This is a genomic window from Streptomyces sp. cg36 (assembly GCF_041080675.1).
Classification (GTDB): Bacteria; Actinomycetota; Actinomycetes; order Streptomycetales; family Streptomycetaceae; genus Streptomyces.
In genome coordinates, this window is record NZ_CP163520.1 from 4,359,348 (window position 1) to 4,381,411 (window position 22,064).

General features: G+C 73.4%; 20 protein-coding genes and 1 tRNA gene. 9 read left to right on the top strand and 12 right to left on the bottom strand.

Features of this window, described 5'->3' with window-relative positions; translation table 11 throughout:
- Positions 1 to 160 precede the first annotated feature (160 nt).
- The 3 genes from AB5J87_RS19495 to AB5J87_RS19505 all read right to left on the bottom strand — a co-directional run bounded on the left by AB5J87_RS19495 (position 161) and on the right by AB5J87_RS19505 (position 2,740).
- Positions 161 to 892: an NDP-sugar synthase gene (locus tag AB5J87_RS19495; protein ID WP_369378105.1), complete on the bottom strand. Its 732-nt coding sequence runs from the start codon at positions 890 to 892 to the stop codon at positions 161 to 163.
- 82 nt (positions 893 to 974) lie between these two features.
- Entirely contained in the window at positions 975 to 1,385 is a 411-nt protein-coding gene (locus tag AB5J87_RS19500; RefSeq protein ID WP_369378106.1) for a hypothetical protein, read from the bottom strand.
- A gap of 218 nt (positions 1,386 to 1,603) precedes the next feature.
- On the bottom strand, positions 1,604 to 2,740 hold the full coding sequence (locus tag AB5J87_RS19505) for an ABC transporter ATP-binding protein (protein WP_369378107.1): 1,137 nt from the start codon (positions 2,738 to 2,740) through the stop codon (positions 1,604 to 1,606).
- Positions 2,741 to 2,948: 208 nt separating this feature from the next.
- Between AB5J87_RS19505 and AB5J87_RS19510 the strand changes: the two genes are divergently transcribed.
- Together AB5J87_RS19510 and AB5J87_RS19515 are read left to right on the top strand one after the other, a co-directional pair.
- A tRNA-Thr gene (locus AB5J87_RS19510) sits at positions 2,949 to 3,025 on the top strand.
- 124 nt (positions 3,026 to 3,149) lie between these two features.
- A complete protein-coding gene (locus AB5J87_RS19515; protein ID WP_369378108.1) occupies positions 3,150 to 5,288 on the top strand; it encodes a restriction endonuclease in 2,139 nt (712 codons plus the stop codon).
- A 457-nt stretch (positions 5,289 to 5,745) separates the two neighbouring features.
- Here the strand turns inward: AB5J87_RS19515 and AB5J87_RS19520 are convergent, their stop codons facing one another.
- Complete coding sequence (locus AB5J87_RS19520) at positions 5,746 to 7,143, bottom strand: NAD(P)/FAD-dependent oxidoreductase (protein ID WP_369378109.1); 1,398 nt, start codon at positions 7,141 to 7,143, stop codon at positions 5,746 to 5,748.
- A 176-nt stretch (positions 7,144 to 7,319) separates the two neighbouring features.
- Here AB5J87_RS19520 and AB5J87_RS19525 point away from each other — a divergent pair, with 176 nt between their 5' ends.
- Positions 7,320 to 8,102, top strand: a complete 783-nt coding sequence (locus AB5J87_RS19525; protein WP_369378110.1) for a DsbA family protein — start codon at positions 7,320 to 7,322, stop codon at positions 8,100 to 8,102.
- Here AB5J87_RS19525 and AB5J87_RS19530 read toward each other — a convergent pair.
- Positions 8,080 to 8,766 carry a rhomboid-like protein gene (locus AB5J87_RS19530; RefSeq protein WP_369378111.1) on the bottom strand — a complete coding sequence of 229 codons (687 nt, stop codon included), beginning with the start codon at positions 8,764 to 8,766 and terminating at the stop codon, positions 8,080 to 8,082. The two genes, AB5J87_RS19525 and AB5J87_RS19530, sit on opposite strands and share 23 nt — an antisense overlap.
- Before the next feature lie 35 nt (positions 8,767 to 8,801).
- Between AB5J87_RS19530 and AB5J87_RS19535 the strand changes: the two genes are divergently transcribed.
- Both AB5J87_RS19535 and AB5J87_RS19540 read left to right on the top strand, forming a co-directional pair.
- Positions 8,802 to 9,689: an aminoglycoside phosphotransferase family protein gene (locus AB5J87_RS19535; protein WP_369378112.1), complete on the top strand. Its 888-nt coding sequence runs from the start codon at positions 8,802 to 8,804 to the stop codon at positions 9,687 to 9,689.
- Between the two features lie 71 nt (positions 9,690 to 9,760).
- On the top strand, positions 9,761 to 10,237 hold the full coding sequence (locus tag AB5J87_RS19540) for an N-acetyltransferase family protein (RefSeq protein WP_369378113.1): 477 nt from the start codon (positions 9,761 to 9,763) through the stop codon (positions 10,235 to 10,237).
- 270 nt (positions 10,238 to 10,507) lie between these two features.
- Here AB5J87_RS19540 and AB5J87_RS19545 read toward each other — a convergent pair whose 3' ends face one another.
- Positions 10,508 to 11,665: an NAD(P)-binding protein gene (locus tag AB5J87_RS19545; protein WP_369378114.1), complete on the bottom strand. Its 1,158-nt coding sequence runs from the start codon at positions 11,663 to 11,665 to the stop codon at positions 10,508 to 10,510.
- Between the two features lie 112 nt (positions 11,666 to 11,777).
- On the opposite strand from AB5J87_RS19545, the gene AB5J87_RS19550 reads away from it, so the two are divergent.
- Positions 11,778 to 12,446, top strand: a complete 669-nt coding sequence (locus AB5J87_RS19550) for a pentapeptide repeat-containing protein (protein WP_369378116.1) — start codon at positions 11,778 to 11,780, stop codon at positions 12,444 to 12,446.
- A gap of 23 nt (positions 12,447 to 12,469) precedes the next feature.
- Here AB5J87_RS19550 and AB5J87_RS19555 read toward each other — a convergent pair whose 3' ends face one another.
- From AB5J87_RS19555 to AB5J87_RS19565, 3 genes are all read right to left on the bottom strand, one after another.
- Complete coding sequence (locus AB5J87_RS19555) at positions 12,470 to 12,973, bottom strand: hypothetical protein (protein WP_369378117.1); 504 nt, start codon at positions 12,971 to 12,973, stop codon at positions 12,470 to 12,472.
- Between the two features lie 471 nt (positions 12,974 to 13,444).
- Positions 13,445 to 14,077 (bottom strand): response regulator, encoded by a 633-nt coding sequence (locus tag AB5J87_RS19560; protein ID WP_369378118.1) that lies wholly within the window; start codon positions 14,075 to 14,077, stop codon positions 13,445 to 13,447.
- Positions 14,074 to 15,780, bottom strand: a complete 1,707-nt coding sequence (locus AB5J87_RS19565; protein ID WP_369378119.1) for a histidine kinase — start codon at positions 15,778 to 15,780, stop codon at positions 14,074 to 14,076. The genes AB5J87_RS19560 and AB5J87_RS19565 overlap by 4 nt, the downstream gene beginning before the upstream one ends.
- 231 nt (positions 15,781 to 16,011) lie before the next feature.
- Here AB5J87_RS19565 and AB5J87_RS19570 point away from each other — a divergent pair, with 231 nt between their 5' ends.
- The gene (locus tag AB5J87_RS19570; protein WP_369378120.1) at positions 16,012 to 16,602 is read left to right on the top strand and encodes a heme-binding protein; all 591 of its coding nucleotides are present in this window, start codon (positions 16,012 to 16,014) and stop codon (positions 16,600 to 16,602) included.
- Positions 16,603 to 16,673: 71 nt separating this feature from the next.
- Complete coding sequence (locus tag AB5J87_RS19575; RefSeq protein WP_369378121.1) at positions 16,674 to 18,068, top strand: M1 family metallopeptidase; 1,395 nt, start codon at positions 16,674 to 16,676, stop codon at positions 18,066 to 18,068.
- A 30-nt stretch (positions 18,069 to 18,098) separates the two neighbouring features.
- On the opposite strand, the gene AB5J87_RS19580 is transcribed toward AB5J87_RS19575, so the two are convergent.
- Positions 18,099 to 19,604, bottom strand: a complete 1,506-nt coding sequence (locus AB5J87_RS19580) for a M4 family metallopeptidase (protein ID WP_369383587.1) — start codon at positions 19,602 to 19,604, stop codon at positions 18,099 to 18,101.
- Between the two features lie 393 nt (positions 19,605 to 19,997).
- On the bottom strand, positions 19,998 to 20,573 hold the full coding sequence (locus tag AB5J87_RS19585) for a TerD family protein (protein WP_369378122.1): 576 nt from the start codon (positions 20,571 to 20,573) through the stop codon (positions 19,998 to 20,000).
- Positions 20,574 to 20,770: 197 nt separating this feature from the next.
- Here AB5J87_RS19585 and arfB point away from each other — a divergent pair, with 197 nt between their 5' ends.
- Positions 20,771 to 21,205 carry an alternative ribosome rescue aminoacyl-tRNA hydrolase ArfB gene (gene arfB, locus AB5J87_RS19590; protein WP_369378123.1) on the top strand — a complete coding sequence of 145 codons (435 nt, stop codon included), beginning with the start codon at positions 20,771 to 20,773 and terminating at the stop codon, positions 21,203 to 21,205.
- An 83-nt stretch (positions 21,206 to 21,288) separates the two neighbouring features.
- Here the strand turns inward: arfB and AB5J87_RS19595 are convergent, their stop codons facing one another.
- The gene (locus AB5J87_RS19595) at positions 21,289 to 21,891 is read right to left on the bottom strand and encodes a flavin reductase family protein (protein WP_369378124.1); all 603 of its coding nucleotides are present in this window, start codon (positions 21,889 to 21,891) and stop codon (positions 21,289 to 21,291) included.
- Positions 21,892 to 22,064: the final 173 nt, after the last annotated feature.

The window sequence follows — 22,064 nt, forward strand, 5'->3', positions numbered from 1 at the left end:
GCCCCTGTTTTTGTCCGCGGACCGTGCTGGGCTGGTCGCGCAGTTCCCCGCGCCCCTTTCGGGGCCGGTTCTCGGCTGCGGATCGTGGTCGCTTCTCGCGCCGTTCCCCGCGCCCCTGTTCGGGCCCGCAGGCAAGGTCACCCGGTGTGGGCGGGGGCGGTCAGGCGGGGTGGTTCTGGAGTTCCTTGGCCGCTTCCGTCAGGTCCTTCGCCGTGTCGATCGCCCGCCAGTACGCCCCGTGCGGCAGCGGATAGCCGGCCAGCCGGCGCTCGCGTGCCAGGCGGGGGAACGTGGTGCGCTCGTGGTCGCCCCGGTCGGGCAGCAGCGTGGTGAAGGCCGACGAGAACACGTACACGCCCGCGTTGATCAGGTACGGGGACGGCGGCGACTCGATGAAGTCGGTGATGTGGCCGAACGCGTCCGTCTCCACCGCGCCCCACGGGATCCGGGGGCGGGCCAGCGCCAGGGTGGCCGTCGCGTCGCGCTCGCCGTGGAAGGACGCCATCTCGCGCAGGGAGAAGCGCGTCCAGATGTCGCCGTTGGTGGCGTACCACGGCTGGTCGGGGTGGGGCAGGTGCGCGGCGGCGTACTTGAGGCCGCCGCCCCGCCCGAGCGGCTCGCTCTCGACGACCGTGGTGACGCGCAGCGGGAGGTCCGCCGAGTCCAGCCACTCCTGCAGCACACCCGCGAGATGGCCGCAGGAGATCACGGCGTCGGTGACGCCCTCCGCGGCCAGCCAGGCGAGCTGGTGGCCGATGATCGGGGTCCCGGTGCCGGGGATCTCGACCATCGGCTTGGGGCGGTCGTCGGTGTAGGGGCGCAGTCGTGAGCCCTGGCCGCCCGCCAGGACCACGGCCTGCGTCGGGAAGGTGGCAGTCGTGCTCGCAGTCATGCGGTGAACCCTATGCCGTGGGCCCCGTGCCGTGGACGGTGCGCCGTGGACCGTGTGCGGGACGGCCCCGGCGGGCGGGCTCTCAGGACTCCTGGGCGACGCCGGAGGCGAACGAGGTGTCGCAGACGGGCCGGGAGAACGACTGGGCCTTCACGGGGCCGTACTGCTCCACCGCGGCCCGGCCGAGCGCCCGCGCGATCGCCATGCAGTGCTGGGCGAGCGAGGGGCGGTGCTCCACCTCGCGCTGGAGGTGGGTGAGGGCGGTGCCGGGGTCCTTCTCCTGGAGCTCGACGAGCAGCGCGTCGCGCAGGACGTCCTGCGGGGCGCGGGACTTCGCGCGGACGGAGACGTCCTGGGAGGAGGCGGTCAGCAGCTGAGAGTCGCTGGTCCCGGCCCAGTTGACCCGGGTGACCGCCAGCGTCCCGGAGAGGACCAGGACGACGGGCAGGACGAGAGCTAGGGTGCGGCCGATGCGGCGGGCTGTGTGCGTCACGGAGGCGAGCGTAGCGGGGGGTAATGATTTGGCGACATTTAGTCACCCGGTCGGGGGATGGTTCGAGCCGTCGTTTCGAATCCCGTGTTGACGAACGGGGCTCGAAATGGGCGATGTGCCGGGGTATTCGTGCACAAGGACAGACCAATTGCGCGGAAATGCGAAGAGCCCCGCACCCAGGTAGGCGGGTGCGGGGCCGGCTGACGTGCCGCCGTACGTCAGTCGCTGAGGCGCTCACCGGTCGACGTCGAGAAGACGTGCGTCTCACCGGGGCGCGGAACCACGTGGAGCTGGGTGCCCTTCTCGGGGACCGAGCGGCCGTTCACCCGGACCACGAGGTCCTTCTGCTCGCCGCCGACCTCGGCGGTGCCGTAGACGTAGCCGTCGGCGCCGAGCTCCTCCACCACGTTCACGGTGACGGCGAGGCCCGCGGGCCGGGCTTCGGAGTCCTTGGTGAGCGACTTGGCCGCCTCGCCGCCGTGCTCGACGATGTCGAAGTGCTCGGGGCGCACGCCGACCGTGACGGTGGTGTCGCCCTTGTCGGCCGCGGCGGACAGCGCCTCGCGGCTGACCGGCACCACGCTGTTGCCGAACTTCACGCCGCCGTCCGTGATCGGGACCTCGACCAGGTTCATGGCGGGGGAGCCGATGAAGCCCGCGACGAAGAGGTTGGCCGGGCGGTCGTACATGTTGCGGGGCGAGTCGACCTGCTGGAGGAGGCCGTCCTTCAGCACGGCCACGCGGTCGCCCATGGTCATGGCCTCGACCTGGTCGTGGGTGACGTACACCGTGGTGATGCCGAGGCGGCGCTGGAGCGAGGCGATCTGCGTACGGGTGGAGACGCGGAGCTTGGCGTCCAGGTTGGAGAGCGGCTCGTCCATGAGGAAGACCTGCGGCTCGCGGACGATCGCGCGGCCCATGGCGACGCGCTGGCGCTGACCGCCGGAGAGCGCCTTCGGCTTGCGGTCCAGGTACTCGGTGAGGTCGAGGATCTTCGCCGCCTCCTCGACCTTCTTGCGGATCTCCGCCTTGTTGACCCCGGCGATCTTGAGCGCGAAGCCCATGTTGTCGGCGACGGTCATGTGCGGGTACAGCGCGTAGTTCTGGAACACCATGGCGATGTCCCGGTCCTTCGGCGGGAGGTGGGTGACGTCGCGGTCACCGATGCGGATCGCTCCGCCGTTGACGTCCTCCAGGCCCGCGAGCATCCGCAGGGAGGTGGACTTTCCGCAGCCCGAGGGGCCGACGAGGACGAGGAACTCGCCGTCCTCGATCTCGATTTCGAGCCCGTCGACCGCGGGCTTGGTGGAGCCCGGGTAGATCCGGGTCGCCTTGTCGAACGTGACAGTGGCCATGGGAGACCTGTCCCTTCACCGGCAGGAACGTGCCGGACGATCCGAGTAGAGGGAGAAGTGGTGTAGTCCACCTGGGTGGGCTGCACGAGACGCTACCCGGCGATGTCCGATCTGTCAGTAGCCGCGGGGCGGGAACTTCTTGGATCGCGCGATCGTGCTCTGTGTAGAGTGTGGGAGCCCTCGCGTACGGGCGCTGACCGCGCGCGATGCCGCCTTAGCTCAGTTGGCTAGAGCGCTTGACTTGTAATCTTGAGGTCGTCGGTTCGATTCCGACAGGCGGCTCCACCGCTCCACATCGCACCACTCCGTCCCGGGCCTTCCAGGTCCGGGACAATTGTTTTTCCGGGGGCACGGTGCGGTGCGCGCGGAGCAAGGGGCACGAGGTGGGCATGAGGGGGCCGGAGTCGTCATGAGTCGTCGTTCCAGCGGGCTGATCGGGGTGTGGGCCGAGGCGCAGCGCCAGCAGCAGCGCCAGCAGGAGGCCCAGCGCCGGGCGTCCGTGCAGCAGCAGCGCCAGAGCGAGCGCCGGCAGCGGGAGTACGAGCGGGACATCGCGCGGCTGGACCGCGAGCGGCAGGCCGCCTACCGGCAGAGCAGGGAGGCGGACGCCCGGGCCCGCTCCCAGGAGCTGGACGCGCGCGTGGAGACGCTGACCGGGCTGCTGGCGGCGGGCTGTGCGGCGCCGCCGTTCCGCACCGGCTCGCTCGGCCGGGACGCGGACGTGCCGCCGCCGTTCGACCCGGGCCCGCTCGCCCAGCCGATCGCGATGCCCGACCCGTCCCGCTACCAGGCCCAGGGCGGCTGGACGGCGGGCCGCCGGGCACAGGCCCAGCAGGACGCGCAGACCCGCTACCAGCGCGACCTGGACGCGGCCCGGCGGGCCGAGGCCGACCGGCTGCGGCAGCTGGCCGAGCAGCGCGCTGGGTACGAGAGCTGGGCGGCCGGCCAGCTGGCGCAGGCGCGCGCGCACAACGCGGGCGTGGGCGAGCTGGCCGCGGGGCTGCGGACGGGTGAGCCGGGCGCGGTGGTGGAGTACTTCTCGGCGGCGCTGTACGCGGCGTCGGCGTGGCCGGAGGGCTTTCCGCGGCAGCTGTCCTGCTCGTACGACCGGGGCGCGCGGCAGCTGGTGCTGGACTGGGAGCTGCCCGGCTTCGACGTCGTCCCGGCCGCCAAGTCCGTACGGTACGTGGCCAGTACGGACGAGGAGCGCGAGTCGCCCCGGCCGGTGGCCCAGCGCCGGGCGCTGTACCGGGACACGCTGGCGCAGAGCATGCTGCTGGTGGTGCGGGACCTGTTCGCGGCGGACGAGTTCGGCGTGCTGGAGTCGGTGGCGCTCAACGGGTTCGTGGACGACGTGGACCCGGCGACCGGGCGCCGCGCGGAGATCTTCCTGGCCACCGTGATGGTGGACCGTACGACGTTCCGCGCGTTGAACCTGGCGCAGGTCAGCGCGGTGGACTGCCTGGTGGACGCGGTGCGCGGGCAGCTCTCGGCCCGGCCCGACCAGCGCGCCGCCGTCCGGCCCGCCCGGCGCCCCGAGGACCTCGGCGACGGGGTCGTCTCGCACGACGACGGCGACGAGCCGGACCTGTTCGTGATGGACCCGATCGAATTCGAGGTGCTGGTCGCGGAGTTGTTCCGGTCGCGCGGGATGCGGGCGGTGACCACGCAGCGCTCCAACGACGGCGGGGTGGACGTCGAGGCGCTCGACCCCGACCCGATCAGCGGCGGCCGGATCATCGTCCAGGTCAAGCGGTACCGCAACACGGTCCCGCCGACGGCCGTGCGCGATCTGTACGGGACGGTGCAGGGGGCCGGGGCCAACAAGGGCGTCCTGGTGACGACTTCGGGCTTCGGGCCCGGCTCGTACGCCTTCGCGCAGGGCAAGCCGCTGACGCTGGTGTCCGGCACCGAGCTGGTGGAACTGCTGCACCAGCACGGGCTGCGCGGGCGGCTCGGCGAGCGGTCGGCGCCGGTCGCGCCGGTGGTGCCCACGCCCACGCTGGTGGACCTGCCCGCGCCGGTGCCCGAGGTGGAGGACGAGGACGGTGCCGGTGACGGCGACGACTTCAACGTGCTCGGCATGACCTGGGCCGGGCCGGTCGTCCTGGACGTGTGCGCGCTGGTGTGCGCGGGGGCGCGGGTCCTCGACGACGACCACTTCGTGTTCTTCAACAACCGTGAGGTGCCGGGGGGTTCGGTGCGGATGGTGCCGGGGGCGGCGGGGGACCGGGCGGCGGTCCGGGTGGCCTTCGACGCGCTGCCGCCGCGGGCGGACCGGCTGGTCCTGGTCGCCTCGGTGGACCCCGAGGCCAACCCCGAGGCGGACCTCTCCGGCTTCACGGACGCGGGCATCCGCCTGCGCGACGGGGCGGGCGCGGAGCTGGACCGGCTGGAGGTGTCGGACGGCCGTGCGGGGGAGACGGCGCTGGTACTGGGGTCGTTCCGGCGGCGGGCCGGGGGGGACTGGGACTTCGTGGTCGGGGGGAAGGGGTATCGGGGTGGGTTGGAGGAACTGGTGGGGGACTTCGGGATAGAGGTGGAGTAGGGGCGGCGGGCCTTCGCCCGCGGCCCTTTTGGGCGGGGTGTTCGTCCGTGGACCGTGCGTGGCTTTTTGGGCCGGGGTGTTCGTCTGCGGACCGTGGCGGGTTGCTCGCGCCGTTCCTCGCGCCCCTGAAAAGCCTCGTTCGTCTGCGGGCCGGTGGTGGGCTGGTCGCGCCGTTCCCCGCGCCCCTGGAAAGCCTCGTTCGTCCGCGGGCCGTGCTCGCCTCTCGCGCAGTTCCCCGCGCCCCTTTGAAACCCGTCTTCGTCCGCGGACCGTGCTGGGTTGCTCGCGCAGTTCCCCGCGCCCCTGAACGCCTGGGGCTGAGCTGAGTTCTCCGGCTGGCGGTACCCCCTAGGGGCGCGGGGAACTGCGCGAGGAGCGACCACCGGGCCGCAGGCAAAGTCCCGGCCCGATAGGGGCGCGGGGAACTGCGCGGTCGCCCCCCCACCGGCCCCCGGGGTCAGTGGCGGCCCGACAGTGTGTCGGAGAGTTTGGCTATCCGGTTCGTGCGGGCCGCGTTCGTGGACTGTTCGCGGCGGTCCGCCTCGCGGTACGCCGCGTACATGCCCCGTACCCCCAGCCACCGCAACGGCTCCGGCTCCCAGCGGCGGACCTTGTGGTTGACCCACGGCAGGGCCGTGAGGTCGGTGGGGCCGCCCTGGCCGGAGTCCTGCTGGACCAGGTCGCGCAGGGTGCGGGCGGCCAGGTTGGCGGTGGCCACGCCCGAGCCGACGTAGCCGCCCGCCCAGCCGAGCCCGGTCGTCCGGTCCAGGGTGACCGTGGCGCACCAGTCGCGCGGCACCCCCAGCACCCCGGACCAGGCGTGCGTCACCGCGACCCCGGCCAGCTGCGGGAAGAGCTGGACGAGGATCTCGCGCAGGGCCTCGACGGTGGCGGGCTGGGTGCGCCCGTCGTTGTCCGTACGCGACCCGAACCGGTACGGGACCCCGCGTCCGCCAAGCGCGATCCGGTCGTCGGCGGTGCGCTGCGCGTACATGTACGCGTGCGCCATGTCGCCGAGCGTCTCGCGCCCCGCCCAGCCGATGGTCTCCCACAGCTCGGGCGGGAGCGGCTCGGTGGCGATCATCGAGGAGTTCATGGGGAGCCAGTCGCGCCGGTGGCCCTTGAGGGAGGCGGTGAACCCCTCCGTGCAGCGCAGGACGTAGGGCGCGCGGACCGTGCCGTACGGCGTGACGGCGTGCCCCTGCCGTATCTCGGTCACCGGCGTCGACTCGTACACGGTGACGCCCAGCGCCTCCACGGCCGCCGCGAGCCCCTTGACGAGCTTGACGGGGTGGACGCGGGCGCCGTGCGGGGTCCAGGCGGCGCCGACGGCCCCGGCGACCCGGACGCGCGCGGCGCTCTCGCGGGCCCCGAGCAGCAGCCGGTCCTTCTCGCCGAACGCCAGCTCCGCCTCGTGGAACGCCTTGAGGCGGGCCAACTGGGCCGGGGTGTAGGCGACTTCGAGCACCCCGCCCCGGTGGACGTCGGCGTCGATGGACTCCTCGGCGGCGGCCCGTACGACCTCGTCGACCGTGTCGTTCATGGCGCGCTGGAGGCGGACGGCGGCCTCGTGGCCGTGCAGCTTCGCGTACCGGTCGCGGCCCGCGATCCCGTTGTAGAGCCAGCCGCCGTTGCGGCCGGAGGCGCCGTAGCCGCAGAACCGGGCCTCCAGGACGGTGATGTTGAGGAAGGGCACGGCCTTCTTCAGGTAGTACGCGGTCCACAGGCCCGTGTAGCCGCCGCCCACGACGACGACGTCGGCGGTGGCGTCGCCGGTCAGGGGCTCGCGGGGGGCGGGCACGCCGTCCTGCGCGTACCAGAAGGAGATGCCGCCGTTGATCGTGCGCGTACTCATGGAGGTTGTTGGTACACCGCCGGACGGAGGCTGTCCAGAGGCGGAATCCGCAGGTGCGGAATCCGTGGGACCTTCGGCCCCGGGGGTCGGGACCTTCGGCGGGGCGGGCCCGCGGGCCGGGCGATTAGCGTCGCTATGAGCAGGTTCAGGACGGCATTTTGGGAGAGTTGGCGCGTATGACGACCGGACGCACGCCCGTACGCAGGTCGACCGGCGGACCGGGGCGCGGGATGCGCCGCGGGGTGCTGGCCCTGGCCGTCGCGGGGGCGCTCGGCGCCTCGGCCGTCGCCTGCTCGTCCGGCTCCTCCGGCGGCTCGGGCGCGGATTCCGGCGGCTCCGACGCCGCCGATCTGGTGGTGAAGACGTCGCCGCACGCGGCGCGGCTGGCCAAGCTCCCGGCGAAGGCGGAAGGTGCGGAAATCGTCGTGGGCAGCCCGTCGGCGCCCCACACCGTGCAGGTCTACGAGGACCCGCGCTGCCCGTACTGCGCCAAGTTCGAGTCCTCGGGCGCGGTCGCGCTGAACGACCTCGCGGCCCGGGGCAAGGTCAAGATCCGCTACACGGTCGCCTCCTTCCTCGACCGCAACCTGGGCGGCGGGGGCTCCGCGCGTGCGGCGGGCGCGCTGCGGGCGGCGGTGGACGCGGGCAGGTTCGCCGAGTACCACGCGGCCGTCTTCGCCAGTCAGCCCGAGGACGAGGCCACCGACGGCTACACCGCCGACAACCTGCTGAGGATCGCCGACAAGGTGTCCGGGCTGCGCGGCGCGGCCTTCGACCGGGCGGTGCGCGAGGACACGTACAAGAGCTGGGTGAAGTCCGCCGAGAAGGCGTTCGAGGACTCCGGGGTGAACTCCAGCCCGACCGTCCTGATCGACGGCAAGCGCCCCCCGGGCGACGGCTCGGCGATCCTCGACGCGGACGCCTTCGCCAAGGTGCTCAAGGACGCCGGAATCTCCTGACGGCCGCCCTGGCCGACGCCGCCGGGTCCCAGGTCCCGCCCCGCCCGCGGACGAGCGGGTAGCAGGCGAGGCCGACGACGACGGACGTGAAGTGGCCGAGGTCGGTGAAGGTGCGGCCGGTGATCAGCGGGGGCGCGTACACGGCGAGCACGACGGCCAGGTACCCGTACCGCCAGGGCGCCGCGATCCGGTAGGTGAGGACCGCGACGACCCCGGCGAGGGCGTAACTGACGCCCACGTCCAGGGTGTAGAGCGAGGAGCGGGGCGCGACGCCGTGCCGGATCGCCCACAGCAGGGCGCCCTCGCTGATGTAGGTGGCCAGGACGTGGGCGAGGGCGGCGACGGCGAGCCAGCGGCGGGTGCCGAGCCAGCGTTCGGCCTGGGCGTGGAAGACGGTGTAGAGGACGGCGTACGGGTACCAGTACCCGCCGTCGATCCACAGCGCGCTGGTGATGAGCACCCGCACCGGATTGTCGGACAGCTCGTGGAGGTTGGTGGAGCGCTGGCGCAGGAACTCCTCCTCGAACTCCGCCGACATGTGGTGCACGGCGACCGTCGTCACGAAGAGGATGCCCAGCCAGACGTAGGTGCCGGGGGCGCTGCGGACGTACCGGCGCACCGGGGCGAGGGAGCGGGCGAGGGACCGCCGGGAGGAAAACCGCATGAGAACGATTCACCCATGTGCGTAGGGTCGGGCGGGTGATCGACATTCCGGACGCCCTGATCGCCACGCAGACGCGCTACCACGGGCCCGCGGGCCGCGCCTTCGTCGCGGGGCTGCCCCGCCTGGCGGCCGACTTCCTGGACCGGTGGCAGCTGCGGCTCGACGGGCCGTCGATGTACGGGATGTGCGCGCTGGTGCTCCCGGTCACCACCGGCGACGGCACCCCGGCCGTGCTCAAGCTCCAGCTGCTCGACGAGGAGAGCGTGGGCGAGCCGGTCGCGCTGCGCGCGTGGGACGGCGTGGGCGCGGTGCGGCTGTTGCGGCACGACGCGGAGACCGGCACCATGCTGCTCGAACGCCTGGACTCCAGCCGCCTGTTGGCCTCGGTCGCCGACGCGCGCGAGGCGGTGCTGGTGATCGGCGGGCTGCTGTCCCGGCTGACCGCCGTGCAGGCCCCGCCGGAGCTGCGGCGGCTGGGGGACGTGGCGGCGCGGATGCTCGACGACACCCCGGCCGCGGCCCGCACCCTCACCGACCCCGTCGAACGGCGTCTGCTGCTGGACTGCGCGGCGGCGGTCCGCGAGGTCGCCGACCGGCCCGGCGACCGGCTGCTCCACTGGGACCTGCACTACGAGAACGTGGTGGCCGCCGACCGCGAGCCCTGGCTGGCCATCGACCCCACCCCGCTCGCGGGCGACCCCGCCTTCGAGCTCCTCCCGGCCCTCGACAACCGCTACGACCCGGCGGAGCTGCGCTGGCGCTTCGACGCCCTGACCGAGGTGATGGACCTGGACCGCGAACGGGCCCGGGCCTGGACGCTGGGCCGGGTGCTGCAGAACTGCCTCTGGGAGATCGAGGACGGGGAGCCGCTGGAGGAGGAGCAGGTGGAGGTGGGCGAGGCGGTACGGGCCTGGAAGTTCTAGGGCCGGGGGTCCCTGTCCCGGTGAGCGGAATGCCCACGACCGGTCGCCCCGCGTCCGGTTACTCTGCGGCCATGATTCGTACCGCGACGCCCGCAGACGTTCCCGTCATCCACGCCATGGTCCGCGAACTGGCCGAGTACGAGAAGTGCTTGGAGGACGCGAAGGCCACCGAGGAGCAGTTGCGCGAGGCGCTGTTCGGCGAGCACCCGGCGGCGTTCGCGCACATCGCCGAGACGCCCGGCGGCGAGCCGGCCGGCTTCGCCCTGTGGTTCCTCAACTTCTCGACGTGGCGCGGGGTCCACGGCATCTACCTGGAGGACCTGTACGTACGCCCCGCCCAGCGCGGCGGCGGCCACGGCAAGGCCCTCCTGACGGAACTGGCCCGCATCTGCGTGGAGCGCGGCTACGGCCGCCTGGAGTGGTCGGTCCTCAACTGGAACACCCCGTCGATCGCCTTCTACGAGTCGCTGGGCGCCCGCCCGCAGGACGAGTGGACGGTGTACCGGCTGGCGGACGGGGCGCTGGCGGAGCTGGGCGGGGGCGCGTAGCCGACGGCGGGGCGGCTCCCGCCGGAACTCCCGTACGGTGTCGGCCCGGGCGTGCAGGGGCGCTCCCGAGGGTGTGGACGGTGTGGGGCGCCCCGTACCGGGGTGCGTGCCGTCCCCCGTGCGGCACGCACCCCGTACGGGGCACTGGTCGCCACCCTCTGACCTCAAGCGAACTTGAGGTCAAGTCCCTTCGCTCTCTTCGGTCCCGTCAGTCCCTCCGGCCCCTCCGGTCGCAGCCCGTATGCGGGCCGGTGCGGCCGGCCCGGTGCGTCAGGCCCGGGCCAGGTGCAGGCTCCGGACCGCCTGGGAGCCCGCCTCGATGCCGCTCGCGAACGCCACCTCCGAGAGCACGCCCGGGGCCGCCACCTGGTCGCCCGCCAGGAACACGCCGTGGCCCCGGTCGATCGCCGGACGGTCGCGCCAGGTGGTGCCCGGCAGGTCGACCGCGCCCGTCCGCCCCGCCGCCAGCGCGTCGCGGCGCCAGGTCACCCGCTGGCGCCACCCCGCGTACGCGGCGTCCAGCAGCCGCTCGCCGCGCGCGACGCCGTCCGCCTTGGACTCGTGCGGGGCGATCGGGAACTGCGCCTGGAGCAGCTGGTGCCCGGCCGGGGCCAGGGTGCGGCCGGTCGCCGTGAACCGTTCGATCCAGCCGGGCCGGTCCAGGTCGGAGACGACGAAGGGGTCGCCGCGCCGCGCCGTGAGCCCCAGGTCCAGCAGGACCGTACGGCCGCTCGTCCAGCGCAGCGAGTCGTCCCCGAGCAGCCGCCGGGCCGCCTCCAGCGAGGTGGCGATCACGACCGGGCCGTGGTCGTCGGGGAGCGCGTCCACGCGCGCGGTGGTCTCCACGTGCACCCCCAGCTCCCACGCGCGCGTGGCCATCCGCTCGACCAGCGCGCCCCACCCGCCCACCGGATAGCGCGCCTCGGGCGGCAGCGCGGCGGCCCGGTGCAGCCGCTCCTGCACGAACGCGGCGGAGAGCGAGCCCGGGTCGTGGTGGAAGAGCGCCACCGCCGCGTAGTGGGCCGCCGCGCGCGCCGCCTTCGGGCCGACCAGCCCGGCCGCCCAGGAGGCGAAGTCGAGGTCCGCGGGGGCGGTTTCCGGACTCTGCCGGGCGAGCCTGAGCAGGGCCAGCGGCGGGGTGTGGCGCAGCGAGCCGTCCCAGTGGAAGCGGAACCGGGCGGCCTCCAGCGGCGGTACGGAGGCGACGGGGCCGAGCAGACCGCGCCGTTTGAGCCACGCCCAGTGCGGACCTCCGTTGTAGAGGACGTGCGGACCGTCATTGGTGAGGTACGGGCCCTCGGCCGTGCGCGCGCGTCCGCCCAGCGTGTGGTGCGACTCGTACAGGTTCACCCGCGCGCCGGACTCGGCCGCGGTGATCGCCGCGGTGAGCCCGGCGAGGCCGCCGCCGATGACGGTGATCCGGTCCATGCTGCTCTCCTGTCGCTGTGCGGGCACTCACTGTTAGAGACGGAGGAAGCGGGGTGGAATGTGACAGGTAAGGGGTGGGGCGGTTGTCAGTGGCGTGGTCCAGCATGGAGTCATGGCGAAGAGCGCGAGGGAAGTGACGGCGGTGCGGCGGCCCGAGGTGCGGCTCCCGCCCCTGGCACCGCACGGTCCGGCGGATCTGGAACCGGAAGGGGACTACGACGGTCTGGAGTTCCGCAATCTGGACCTGTCCGGCCAGGAGGGCATGGGCGCCCGCTTCATGGACTGCGGGATGTACGGCTGCGCGCTCGACGGGACCCGGCTGCGCGGTGCCCGGTTCATAGACTCCGTCCTCTCCGGGGTCCGGGGCGTGGGCACGGACCTGTCCCGCGGATCCCTGCGCGACGTGGAGATCCACGACGTGCGGATGGGCGGGGTCCAGCTGCACGGCGGTGTGCTCGAACGGGTCCTGATCCGCGGCGGCAAGATCGACTACCTCAATCTGCGGGACACGGAGCTGCGGGACGTGGCCTTCGAGAACTGCGTCCTCGTCGAGCCGGACTTCGCCGCGGCCCGGCTCGAGCGGGTCGCGTTCGCGGGCTGCGAGCTGCGGCGCGCGGACTTCACGGGCGCGCGGATGAAGGACGTGGACCTGCGCGGGGCGGCGCTCCTGGACATCGCGCGCGGGGTCGACCGGCTGGCGGGGGCGGTCATCACCCCGTCCCAACTGGTCGACCTGGCACCGGCGTTCGCGGCGCAGGTGGGGGTGCGGGTGGTGGGCTGACCGGGGGCTCCGGCCCGCCCCGGCTACGCGCCGACGCGCGGGAAGCGGGACTGGAGCGTCCAGATCACCGGGTTGTCGGCGAGGTCGTCGTGCATGTCCGTGAGGTCCGCGATCACATCGTGCAGGAAGTCGCGGGCCTCGCGGCGCAGCAGGCGGTGGCTGAAGGTGAGGGGGGCCTCCTCGGCCGGCATCCAGTCCGCCTCGACGTCCACCCAGCCGAAGCGGCGGGCGAAGAGCATGCGGTCGGTGGACTCGGTGAAGTCGATCTCCGCGTACTGGGTACGGGAGGAGCGGCTGCCCCTCGGGTCCTTGTCCAGCGCCTCCACGGTGTCGCAGAGCGCCCAGGCGAAGTCGAGCACCGGCACCCATCCCCAGGCTGTGGACACCTCGCGGTCCGCCTTGGTGTCGGCGAGGTAGACGTCACCGCAGAAGAGGTCGTGGCGCAGGGCGTGGACGTCCGCGCTGCGGTAGTCGGTCTGCGGGGAGTCGGGGAAGCGGGGGGAGAGGGAGTAGCCGATGTCGAGCACGCCAAATGGTCCCACGGCGGGGGGCCGGGGGCCTGCGGGGGCCCTGGGGGGCGTCCGCCCCGGCGGACGGTGCGGGGCTGCTCGCGCCCCGCGCGAGGGAGCGGCACCGCCGACGCCGCGGGCAACAGTCACCCCTCGGCTGCTTGCGCGCCCGCGCGGGGGAGCGGACGGCCCCATGAGGCGTACGAGGCAGAGTACGAAGCTGCTCGCGTCCGCGCGGGGGAGCGGCACAGCCATGTGGCTGCGTCGGCCGCCACGGGGGGTGCTCGTGTCCGTGTGGGGGAGCGGCACAGCCACGTGGCTCCTTCGGCCGCCGCGACGGGTGCTCGCGTCCGTGCGGGGGAGTGGCACAGCCACGTGGCTCCTTCGGCCGCCGCGACGGGTGCTCGCGTCCGTGCGGGGGAGCCGCACGGCGTCACCGCCCCGCGTGCCCCGCCCGGACGGGGGGGCACGCCCGTGCCCGTACGGCCCCTACGGCAGCAGGCGGCGTTCCTTCGCCACCGATACCGCTCCCGCCCTCGTGTCCACCCCCAACTTCTCGTAGATCCGGCCCAGATGGGTCTTCACCGTCGCCTCGCTGATGAACAGCGCACGCGCGATGTCACGGTTGGCCAGGCCCTGCGAGAGCTGGGCCAGGATGTCCAGCTCGCGGGGGGTGAGCGAAGGGGTCGTGCCCCGCATGCGTTCCATCACCCGGCTCGCCACCGGCGCGGACAGCGCCGTCCGGCCCTGCGCGGCGGCCCGGATCGCCGCGAACAGCTCCTCGGGGCGCTCGGCCTTGAGCAGATAGCCCGTCGCCCCGGCCGCGATCGCCCGGGTGATGTCCGCGTCGGTGTCGTACGTGGTGAGGACGAGCACCCGCACCCCCGTCCCCGCGATCCGGCGCGTCGCCTCGACCCCGTCGATGCCCGGCCCGAGCTGGAGGTCCATGAGGACGACGTCGGGGCGTACCTTGGCTGCCGCCGCCACGGCCTCCTCGCCCGTGCCGGCCTCCCCGACCACCTCGATGTCGGGCTCGCTGCCGAGCAGGGCGAGCAGCCCGGCCCGTACGACGGCGTGGTCGTCGCACAACAGGATCCGCACCACCGGCTGCTCCGCGCTCACCGCTCCTCCAAGGGGTCCGTGTCCGGGGGGTCCATGTCCACGGGGGTCATGTCCACGGGGTTCATGTCCGCGTCCGAGGGGGCCGTGTCCGGCGGGCCCGGAGCCCGAGCCGGCCCCGTGGTCAGGGGGACGGCCGCCGACAGGACCGTTCCCTCGCCCGGTGCCGACTCCACCGTCAGCGCGCCGCCGAGCTGGCGCAGCCGGGCCCGCATCGCGGGCAGCCCGTGGCCCCGGCCGGCGCGGTCGCCGGTGCCGTCCGTGAACCCGCCGCCGTCGTCGGCCACGTCCAGCACGATCTGATCGTCCAGATAGGTGAGGGTGAGGGCGGCGGCCCGCGCGCCCGCGTGTTCGCGTACGTTCGCCAGCGCCCCCTGCGCGATCCGCAGCAGCGCCGACTCCACCCGGTCGGGGAGCGGTACGGGCACCCCGTCGACGTGCAGCCGCACCTCCGTCGCCCCGCCCTCGGTCTCCCGCGCGGCCAGGGCCCGCAGGGCCTCCGGGAGGCTGCCGTGCGCCACCAGGTCGGCGGGGGCGAGGTCGTGGACGAAGCGGCGGGCCTCGGCGAGGTTGCGTTCGGCGATGGACCCGGCGGTGCGGACGTGGCGGCGGGCCGTCGCCGGGTCGGACTCCCAGAGGCGCTCGGACGCCTGGAGCAGCATCTGCTGGCTGGACAGGCCCTGGGCGAGGGTGTCGTGGATCTCCATGGACAGCCGCTGGCGCTCGGCGAGGGTGCCTTCGCGGCGCTCGGTGGCGGCCAGCTCGCGCCGGGTGCGCAGCAGGTCGTCGATGAGCTCCCGCTGCCGGTCCGCCTGGCGCTGCATGTGGACGAAGACGGCGGTGGCGACGGCGGCGACGGCGGGCGGTGCCAGCACCAGGTTCGGGTCGAAGCCCTCGGCGAGCATCAGCTGCGCGGTGACCACGAACGCGGTCAGCAGCGCCACCAGCACGAGTGCGCCCCGGGTCGGCAGGGTGCGCAGCCCGGCGTAGAACAGCGGCACCGCGCACCAGGCGAAGCTCGGCGCGAGCAGCACCAGCACCATCCACACGGCCACGACGACACCGAGCCACCCGGGCCCCCGGGCCAGCGAACGGACCGCCCGGACCGGTCCGAGGGCCGGGCCGCACACGTACAGCAGGGCGAGCGCGGCGGACAGGGCGACGATCCAGGGGGTGCGGCCGTCGCCGGGATGCCGGATCAGGAACCGCGCGAGCGAGGCACCGAGGAGGAGGAAGAAGGCGGCGTGCATGACGAGCGGCAGCCAACGCTCGTCGACGGGCGGCCGGTCGTGCGGGGCGCCGGGGGGCTGGTCGTGCCGGGCGGCGGGCGGTCGGTTGCGCTGGGCGCCGGGCCGCCCGTCGGCGGGCAGCCGCTCGCGCGCGCCGGTGGGCAGCCCGTCAGTGGGGTGCCGCTCGCGCCCGTCGTTGGACGGCCGGTCGTCTCCCTCGGCGGCCCGCCGCTCGCGCCCGGCGCGGGACGGCCGGTCGTCTCCCTGGGCGGATGGCCGGTCGTGTGCGGCGCCGGGTGGCTGGTCGTGCGTGTCGGTGGGCCGCCCGTCCCCGGGTAGTTGATCGCGTTCGTTGGCGGTCGATCGGTCGTGCCGGGCGGCGGGCCGCCGGTCCCGCCCGTCCCCGGGCGTCCGCTCGCGCCCCCCGCCCGGTCGCCGCTCAGGCCCCTCGCCGAGGCGCCGGTCGCGCTCGTCCACGTTCCGCCTCCCCGGTTCCTTCCAGCAGCCCGGCCGCCCGGCCGGCCTCTCCTCCGTCCGCGCTGACCTGCGCGGACGCGCCTCGTGGGCGCGGTGCTCCGCCCCCATCCTCACCCGGTCCGGCCACCCCCGCATCAACCGAACGGCTGACGGGCGGGTCCTTCGGGCGGGGTGCGGGGACGAGCCGGTACGCCGACCGGGGGGCGGGGGCGGCGCGGCCAGCATGGAGGCATGGACACCAACACGACGCAGCCCGCCCACCGCGGCCCCAAGTCCCGCGGCAAGAAGATCCTCGTCGGCGCCCTCGCCGCCGCCGCGCTCGGCGCCGGTACGTTCGGCGCGGTCAGCGCCAACGCCGCGGCCCCGGCGGCCCCGGCCGCCCCCGCCGCGAGCACCTCCGGTCCGGCCGCCCGCGACCTCACCCACTCCACGCACCTCTCGGTCTCCGCCGCGACCCGGGCCGCCAGTGCCGTCCTGGACGCCGCCCGCAAGGAGAACCAGCGCGTCTCGGTCGCCGTCGTCGACCGCAACGGCAACACCATCGTCACCCTGCGCGGCGACGGCGCGGGCCCGCAGTCCCCCGAGTCGGCCGAGCGCAAGGCGTACACGGCCGTCTCCTGGAACGCCACCACCTCGGTCCTGGCGGGCCGGCTGGCGCAGACGCCCAACCTGAAGGACATCCCCGGCACGCTCTTCCTCGCGGGCGGCGCCCCCGTCCAGGCGCAGGGCGCCCCGATCGCGGGCATCGGCGTGGCCGGGGCCCCGAGCGGCGACCTCGACGAGAAGTTCGCCCAGGCGGGCGTCGCGGCGCTGGCCAAGTAGTCCCCGTACGGCGGCCCCGCCCGCACCCGTACCGGCGGGTGCGGGCGGGGCGCCGAACGTAGGATCGCCCTGTGGATCACCGCAGCGCGATACGCCGGCTCGCCCTCCCGGGCGCCGTCCTGCTCGCCCTCGGCGGCTGCACGGGCGGCGTGGCGGGCAAGCCGGGGGCGGCCGGGCTGCGCGACGGGCTCTTCCCCAAGCTGGGCAACGGCGGGTACGACGCCGACCACTACAGCCTCGTCCTCGACTACGACCCGGCGCGCGCCCACCTCACCGGCAGCATGACCATGGACGCCCGCGCCACCCAGGACCTCAGCGCGTTCAACCTGGACTTCGCGGGGATGGAGGTGACGGGCGCGACCGTCGACGGCCGCCGGGCGGACGCCAACCGGGCGGGCACCGAGCTGACCCTGCGCCCGGCCGAGGACCTCGACGAGGGCGCCCGGTTCCGCGCCACCGTCACCTACTCCGGCACCCCGAAGACCCTCACCGACCAGGACGGTTCGCACGAGGGCTGGCTGCGCACCGCCGACGGCGCCCTGGCGCTGGGCGAGCCGACGGGGTCGATGGCCTGGTTCCCCTCCAACAACCACCCGAGCGACAAGGCCACGTACGACATCGCGGTGACCGTGCCCCGGGGGCTGCGGGCCGTCTCCAACGGCGAGTTGACCTCCTCGGTGACCAACGGCGGGCGCACCACGTACACCTGGCGCACCCGGGAGCCGATGGCGAGCTATCTGGCCACGGTCGCGATCGGCGCGTACGACGTGACGGAGGGCCGCACCAGGTCCGGGATCCCGTTCTACGACGCGGTGGCGCCGGCGGCGCGGAAGGAGACGGCGGACGTCGTCGGCCGGCTCCCGGAGATCGTGGAGTGGGAGCGGGAGAAGTTCGGGCCGTACCCGTTCTCCTCGACCGGGGTGATCGTGGCCCCCGAGGGCTCCGCCGAGTACGCGCTGGAGACCCAGAACCGGCCGGTGGTCCCGGCGGACCAGCTGGACACCGAGACCCTGGCGCACGAGCTCGCCCACCAGTGGTTCGGCGACTCGGTGACGCCCGAGCGGTGGCGGGACATGTGGCTCAACGAGGGCTTCGCCACGTACGCGGAGTGGCTGTGGAGCGAGGACCACGGCGGCGATTCGGCGCAGGAGCACTTCGACGAGGAGTACGCGAAGGACGGCTCGGACGCCATCTGGGCGTTCCCGCCCGCCGCGCCCCCGTCGGCCGCGCGCGTCTCGGACCAGCCGGTGTACGTGCGCGGCGCGATGGTGGTGCACCAGTTGCGCCGGGCGCTGGGCGACGACGCGTTCTTCGCGCTGGTGCGGGGCTGGACGAAGGACCGGGCGCACGCCAACGCGTCCACCGAGGAATTCGTCCGGTTCGTGGACGAGAGGTCGTCCGGCAAGGACCTGGACGACCTGTGGGACTCCTGGCTCTACGGGGACGGGAAGCCCGATTCCCCGTAGAGCCAGGCCAGTTGCGGCCCCTCGGTCGCGTTACTTCACGTTGACGGCGGTCCACGCCGCCGCGACCGTCTTGTACTCGGTGCTGCTCGCCCCGTACAGGTCGGACGCGGCCTGGAGGGTCGTGGTGCGCGCCTTGGCGTAGTTGGTCGTCGACGTCATGTACGTGGAGAGCGCCTTGTACCAGATCTTGTACGCCTTGGTCCGCCCGATGCCGGTGACCTTGGAGCCGTCGGACGTCGGGGAGTTGTAGCTGACGCCGTTGATCACCTTCGCGCCGCTGCCCTCGGACAGCAGGTAGAAGAAGTGGTTGGCGACGCCGGACGAGTAGTGCACGTCCTTGTTGCCGACCGTGCTCGACCAGTAGTCGGCCGACTGGCCGTCCTTGCTGGGCTTGTCCATGTAGCGCAGCGGGGTCCCGTTGCCATTGATGTTGATCTTCTCGCCGATGAGGTAGTCACCCGGGTCGGACGAGTTGTTGGCGAAGAACTCCACCGACGTGCCGAAGATGTCGCTGGTGCCCTCGTTGAGCCCGCCGGACTCCTTGCTGTAGTTGAGCTTGGCGGTGGCGGCGGTGAGGCCGTGGCTCATCTCGTGGCCCGCGACGTCGAGCGCGGTGAGCGGCTTGGTGTTGCCCTGGCCGTCGCCGTACGTCATGCAGAAGCAGCTGTCGTCCCAGAACGCGTTGACGTACGCGTTGCCGTAGTGGACCCGGGAGTAGGCGGCCTTGCCGTTGCCCGCGATGCCGTTGCGGTTGAGCTCGGCCTTGTAGAAGTCCCAGGTCACCGCGGCGCCGTAGTGGGCGTCCACGGCGGCGGTCTCGCGGTTCTGCGGAGTGCCGTTGCCCCAGGCGTCGGTGGACTTGGTGAACAGGGTGCCGGTGCCGGAGGAACCGCCCTTGAGGTCGTACGTCTTGTGGCCGCCGCGACCGCCGTCGGTCAGGCTGTACGTGGAGCCGGACTTGGTCGTCCCGAGGGTGACGTTGCCCGAGTACATGCTGGTGCCGGTGCCGGTCTCGATGGCCTCGTACGAGAACAGCTGGGCGCCGGTGGCGGCGTCGGTGATGACGTGGCGGCGGCTGGGCGTGCCGTCGCGCTGGGTGCCGGTGATGACGGCCTCGTACGCCAGGACGGGCTTGCCGCTGCCCGCCCAGACGACCTTGCGGGCGCCGGCCGGCGCGGCCTTGAGGGAGACGCCGCCGGTGGCGACGGCTATGCGCGCGTCGGTCGCCTTGCTGACGCTCTTGACGGCGCCGTCCTTCTTGCTGTGGACGACGAGGTCGCCACCGAGGACGGGCAGGCCGTCGTACGTACGCTCGTACCGGGTGTGGACGGTGCCGTCCACGTCCTTGATGACGTCACGTACGACCAGCGCCTCCTTGGCGCCGAGGCCGATCTGGCGGGCGGCTGCGGGCGCGGCGTCCTGGGCGGCCTGGAGGGCGCTCGCACGCTCGGCCACACCGAGCGTGCGGGCGCTCGCTCCCGCCTCGCGGTCGGCGGCACCGGCGCTGGTCCCGGACTGGACTCCGACGACGACCATGGCGGCGGTGGCGGCAAGGGCGGCGGCGCGCAGGGAAGTTCTCACTGGATGGGTCTCCTTCACTCGATCCGTGGTGCGGTGGGGGGTGGTGCGAGTGGATGTAGCCCGGCCACATGCGGGTGCTGCGGTTGCATGTGGTGCTCGTGGGAGCGTGCCAGCAGACGACTACTTTTTGACAGAGGCCCGACAATTATTTGACCGGAACGTGTCCGTCAGGTGGTGCACAGTGTCCGGTAACCGATGTGTTTCGGCCGTGGGGCGACCGCAGTTGACGGTATGTCGACAGGCGCGGCGGACCGGGGGGCGGGCATGCCGAAGGGGCCGGATCCGATGGATCCGGCCCCTTCCTGGTTCAGGACACCCGGCGGCCCAGGGGGCCGCGCGTCAGCCGTCTCAGACGTTGACGCCGAAGTCCTGGGCGATGCCGACGAGGCCCGAGGCGTACCCCTGGCCGACCGCGCGGAACTTCCACTCCGCGCCGTTGCGGTACAGCTCGCCGAAGACCATCGCGGTCTCGGTGGCGGCGTCCTCGCTCAGGTCGTAGCGCGCGATCTCGGCGCCGCCGGCCTGGTTGACGATGCGGATGTACGCGTTGCGGACCTGGCCGAAGTTCTGCGAGCGGTTCTCCGCGTCGTAGATCGAGACCGGGAAGACGATCTTGTCGACGTCGGCGGGGAGGCCCGCCAGGTTGACGTTGATCGCCTCGTCGTCGCCCTCGCCCTGGCCGGTGGTGTTGTCACCGGTGTGCACGATGGTCTGGTCCGGCGTCGACTTGTTGTTGAAGAAGACGAAGTGGGCGTCCGAGTAGACCTTGCCCGTGGCGTTGACCGCGATCGCCGAGGCGTCGAGGTCGAAGTCGGTGCCGGTGGTCGTGCGGACGTCCCAGCCGAGGCCCACCGTGACGGCGGTCAGGCCCGGGGCCTCCTTGGTGAGCGAGACGTTGCCGCCCTTGGACAGGCTTACAGCCATGGGGTGTCCCCTTCGTCGTGATGTGCGGGCTCGGCCGTTCCCGAAGCTACCGTCACCCCTCTTAACGTCGGCAGGGGAGGCTGGGGTTCCAGCTCGCTTTACTTTCTTTGCCCGGCCCCGCTTTTTTGCCGGGCCCTTGACGCGGGAGTCCGGGCCGGACGCAAAAAGGGGTGACGGCGCCCGCCGGGCGGGGGACCATGGAGCCCATGTCCGGGCCCTATCCCATCCGCGGCTCCGTCTCCCTGCCGGAGGCCGAGCTCATGTGGCGTTTCTCGCGGTCCTCCGGGCCCGGCGGGCAGCACGTCAACACCAGCGACTCGCAGGTGGAGCTCCGCTTCGACCTCGGGCGCACCGAGTCCCTGCCCGAGGTGTGGAAGGCGCGGGCGCTGGAGCGGCTGGCGTCGCGCCTGGTGGGCGGGGTCGTGACCGTACGGGCCTCCGAGCACCGCTCGCAGTGGCGCAACCGGGAGACCGCGGCCGTGCGGCTCGCGGCGCTGCTGGCGGAGGCGACCGCGCCGCCGCCCAGGCCGCGGCGGGCGACGAAGATCCCGCGGGGCATCAACGAGCGGCGGCTGCGGGAGAAGAAGGCCCGGGGCCAGACGAAGCGGGGCCGCACCGGCCAGGACTGGTGAGCCGCCGGTGAGCCCCCGGGGCGCGTCCGGCACCGCCCGCCGCGGCCGGTCGGCCCGCCCGGCACGCGCGCGCCGCGCCCCGGTCAGCCCAGCTGCCGGTAGCGCCCCCGGAAGTAGGAGAGCGGGCCGCCCTCCGCGCTCGGCAGGTCGACGCCCAGCACGCGCGCGATGACCAGGGTGTGGTCGCCCGCCTCCACCCGCTGCTCCGTGCGGCACTCCAGCGTCGAGAGCGCGCCGCCCACCAGCGGGGCGCCGCTGAGCGGTCCCCTCTTGTAGGGGATGTCGTCGAAGAGGAGGCGGTCGCTGATGCGGCCCTTCATCGCGAAGCGGCCGGCGACGTGGCGCTGGCTCTCGGAGAGCACCGAGACCGCCCACAGCGGCTGCTCGGCCAGCAGGTCGTCCATGCGGGAGCCGTTCCGTACGCTCACCAGCACCAGTGGCGGGTCGATCGAGACCGACAGGAATGCCGTGGCCGTCATTCCGACGTCCTCGCCGCGCGGGCCCGCGTCCTCGTCGTGGGCGGTCACGAGGACCACCCCGCCCGCCAGCCGGGACATCGCGGCGCGGAATTCGTCATTGCTCACCCCCTCAGCATGGGGGTTCTGCGACGGCAGGGAAGGGAGAGCCTGGAGAACGTCTGTCTGCAACACGCACTGAACGCTAGTCTCCGCTCCGGCGCCGCACATCGGGCCCTGGGACCAGAAGTGCCCCGAAAGGGACCTAGGACCGCCCGGGACCAGGGATTCCGGTCCGGGCCGGCCCCGGCCGGGCCCCGCCCGTACCGTCCCCGCTCCTCCCGCCGGGCCGCCCGCAGTGCAAACTCGGCCGTCCGGGCGCCCTCTCCCCGGACCGAAAAACC